Here is a 3,575-nt window from a genome sequence, read left to right as displayed (position 1 = left end):
TCGAGCTGACGCGCCTCGTTCTGATCGGCGGCCGACACACGCACGTACGCCACCCGCTGTCCACGCGGACGCGAAGCTCGGCGAGCCAGCTCCGGATCCGGCCTTGGCTTTGGCTTTCCCTCGGCGATGTTCTCCGAGTCCGTCGACTCCACCCGAAAGTTCCAACCCAACTCGTCCCGGCGACGGAACCGAGTCCGCACCCCTCCCGCGGCTGACGATGAGCACCTCCTCGCCGCCGTCACCCGAGCGGTTCAGCAACGTCCCGATCCGTTCAGCCATCAAGAGACCCTTTCGCCCGGGGTTGTGTATCAATACACTCTAGACCCGGAGAGACGACGTTTCATAAGTATTGTACCCAACCCTGTGACACAGCGAGAACTGTGGCTTTCGCCGTTATATGGCGGGGTTCTGTCGACGCTCTGTGGCGGCATCTGCTCATGGCGATACACGCGAGCACCGGTCTGGTCACAGATAGCGGCAGACGGTCGTGGTGTCGCATTTGGTGGGGTCGCTGGTGGTGGCACTGTGGTGAAGGTGCGCGACGGTGTGTCGCAGTGCTTGCAGGTCGGCGATTTGGCGGTCCAGGTCGCCCAGGTGGGCTTCGAGCAGGGCGTGCACGTGCTGGCAGGGTGCGACTCCGGCGTCGCGGATGTCGAGGATCTCGCGAATCTGGGCCAGGGTGAGCCCAGCGGTGCGGCCGCGGCGAACGAAGTCCAGGCGCGCCAGGGCCGCAGGGGTGTAGTCGCGGTATCCGTTGGCGGTGCGCTCAGGCGCAGGTAGTAGGCCGGCTTCTTCGTAGAAGCGCAGCGTCTTGGTTGTGGTGCCGCTGGCCACGGCCAACTCACCGATGCGCACAGTGGCCCCTTTCTCGGCTCTCGTCCATGTTCGCCTTGACCTTCCCCTGCGCTGGAACGTCCACTATGGACGCTGAAGAGGGGTCACGCGAAGGAAGGTGGGCAAATGGGTGTGGACTACGACGTCGATCTGGCCGTGATCGGCTCAGGAGGCGCGGCGATGTCCGCCGCCATCGCGGCCAGCCAGGCCGGTAAGAGCGTCGTGCTGGTTGAGCGCGGTGTTCTGGGCGGGACGTGCGTGAACATCGGCTGCGTGCCGTCCAAGACGCTCCTGGCGGCCGCCGGGGCCCGGCACGCCGCGCTCACCAATCCCTTCAAAGGTGCCCCAACGTCAGCCGCACCGGTGAACCTCGGCGATCTGGTGGCCCAGAAGGACGCACTCATCGAGCGCCTGCGTGATGCGAAGTACGCCGATGTGGCCGCTGCCTACGGCTTCCAGGTCCGCCCAGGCCAGGCCAGCTTCCTGGACGGGGACACCCTGGCCGTCGACGGCCAGGCGCTGCGGGCCCGGGCCTATCTAGTCGCCACCGGTGCCACCCCCGCCATCCCGGAGGTGGTCGGTCTCGACTCTGTGGACCGGCTGACGTCCACCACCGCGATGCAGCTGACCGAGCTGCCTGAGTCCCTGGTCGTTATCGGTGGCGGGTACGTCGGGATGGAGCAGGCCCAGCTGTTCGCTCACCTCGGCACCCGGGTCTCTGTGGTCGGGCGTCTGGCGCCGCACGCCGAGCCGGAGCTGGCCCAGAGACTTCGGGAAGTCTTCACCGACGACGGCATCACCGTGGTCGAAGAGCGCGCGACCACTGTGGCCCGCGAACCAGGCCCCGCAGGAGAGGTGGTGGTGACCACGGACTCGGGCGAACAGGTGCGCGGCGCGCAGGTCCTGGTGGCCACCGGACGCCTGCCCCGCACCGACGGCCTGAACCTGGCCGCTGCCGGTGTGGACGTGGACGAGCGCGGCTTCGTCGTGGTCGACCAGACCCAGCGCACCTCCAACCCGCGCGTCTGGGCCGCCGGTGACGTCTCGGGGGCTCCCCAGTACGTCTACGCCGCCGCCGCCGGGGGTCGGGCCGCCGCGCTCAACGCCCTGACCGAGGACAGGTACCCGCCGGCAGCTCGGGTCGACTACGCCGGCTTTCCTGCGGTCGTGTTCACCCGGCCCCAGCTGGCCTCGGCGGGGTTGACCGAGGACGAGGCCCTCACCCGAGGGCACGCGTGCGACTGCCGCGTCCTGGACCTGTCCGATGTCCCCCGGGCGCTCGTCCAGCACGACACCCGCGGGGCGGTGAAGCTCGTCGCCGACGCCGTGAGCGGCAAGGTTCTGGGCGTGCACGCTCTGGCGGACGGGGCCGGGGAGATCATGCTGGCGGCCACCTACGCCATCAAAAGCGGCATGACCGTCGACGATCTGGCCGACACCTGGGCGCCGTACCTGACCATGAGCGAAAGCCTGCGCATCGTGGCCGGCCTCTTCCGAAACCAGATGCCGACGTCATGCTGCGCCTGAAACCCGCGGCCCCAGCGGGGTGGACGAGGGCTCCCGCGGCGGCCCGCCTGGCGCCGTGAATGTGCCTTAAAAACCTACAGTCTTATGCAACGCCGATGGGACGAGCCAACCCGCAGCCGGTTCGCGGGCCGACTGCCGTGGCCTGCGCCTCGGAGAGTCATCGCGCCGGAAGGGGTCCGTGGAAGACAACTACTTGGGATCTGTGGGACACAATCACGACATGAGGTTGGTGGAACACTCCCGTGCTAGCGCCCCGAAGCGCTCACCCCTTGGAGTACTCACGCTGGCGTTAGCCGCGTTCGCCATCGCTATGGCAACCCTTCAAACGGTTCTTCCAACATTAGTCGACGTCGGAGACTCCGAGCTCGGCCTTCTCGACGTTACACAGCTTGCCATTGTTGGAATGTCGTGGTTCACACTGACAGCAGCTGCCATCCGACCAAGTGCAGTGCGGATAACAGCACTGACCACTGCGCTAGTATTCTGCGCGATTATTCTAGCTCCAGCCATAATAGTGGCAGCTATGTATCGGGCCTGGCTCGCTGTCGTGGTAGCTCTAGGCGTCCCGGCAGCCATAGCTGCCGCCGTAAGGTCAATTATAACCTGTCGCGGTAGCCATAATCGAACGTCGCCTCGATAGTGGCGTGAAGAACTCGTCGTCACCGAAGACCTTAGTGAGGTGAAGGAAACGCGGCGCGCACACATATCGGATCGCTCTGAGTCGCACCGTGACCCCCGGGAGTTGATCGGCAAGGCTTGCGGCGATCGCGTGGCCCTCGCGGTACCAGGCCACCGGGTCCACATCGTCGGCCCACTCCGGCAAGGCGAAGCCTCCATTTGGCAGGCCGAGATCGGCGCTGGCCCCATCGTCATCTCGTCCGTAGCCGAGGAAGCCACGGTGCCACTCCTCGTTCCACTGCCGGAGCCGGTCCTCGAGCTGCGAGGTGAGCCCGAGGCTGCGCGGGGTCGGAAAACCCCCGGGACCCGGACCTGTGCGGAGCCGAGGGGGCTGGTGGTACGGCAGCCACCCGTCCCACAGGCCCCACTCGACCCCGTACTCAGGCATTAGCTTTAGCGTCCCCGGCACATCCGGATCGGGCTCATTGCCGGGCATCCGCCAGCCGTGCTCACGTCTAAACTGACCGGTCACTGCGCAGACGTAGCCCAGCTGATCGGCCCCTATCCGCCAGACTGAGGTGAGACACCCGGACTGG

At 66.6% G+C, this 3,575-nt stretch carries 3 protein-coding genes; 1 reads left to right on the top strand and 2 read right to left on the bottom strand.

What is annotated here, in order from left to right; all coding sequences use genetic code 11:
- Positions 1-465 precede the first annotated feature (465 nt).
- Positions 466-855 (bottom strand): heavy metal-responsive transcriptional regulator, encoded by a 390-nt coding sequence (locus G6023_RS08990; protein ID WP_007928756.1) that lies wholly within the window; start codon positions 853-855, stop codon positions 466-468.
- A 105-nt stretch (positions 856-960) separates the two neighbouring features.
- On the opposite strand from G6023_RS08990, the gene merA reads away from it, so the two are divergent.
- Positions 961-2,361 (top strand): mercury(II) reductase, encoded by a 1,401-nt coding sequence (gene merA, locus G6023_RS08985; protein ID WP_017838447.1) that lies wholly within the window; start codon positions 961-963, stop codon positions 2,359-2,361.
- 592 nt (positions 2,362-2,953) lie between these two features.
- Here merA and G6023_RS08980 read toward each other — a convergent pair.
- The coding region (locus tag G6023_RS08980) for a hypothetical protein (protein WP_206680988.1) at positions 2,954-3,575 on the bottom strand (622 nt) is incomplete at its 5' end.

This window comes from Dietzia sp. DQ11-71 (assembly GCF_014144995.1).
GTDB lineage: Bacteria > Actinomycetota > Actinomycetes > Mycobacteriales > Mycobacteriaceae > Dietzia > Dietzia kunjamensis.
This window is presented reverse-complemented; position numbering and strand designations above follow the sequence as displayed.

Excerpts from the sequence above, each read along its gene's own strand:
- merA (WP_017838447.1), top strand. The coding sequence starts at position 961 with ATGGGTGTGGACTACGACGTCGATCTGGCCGTGATCGGCTCAGGAGGC.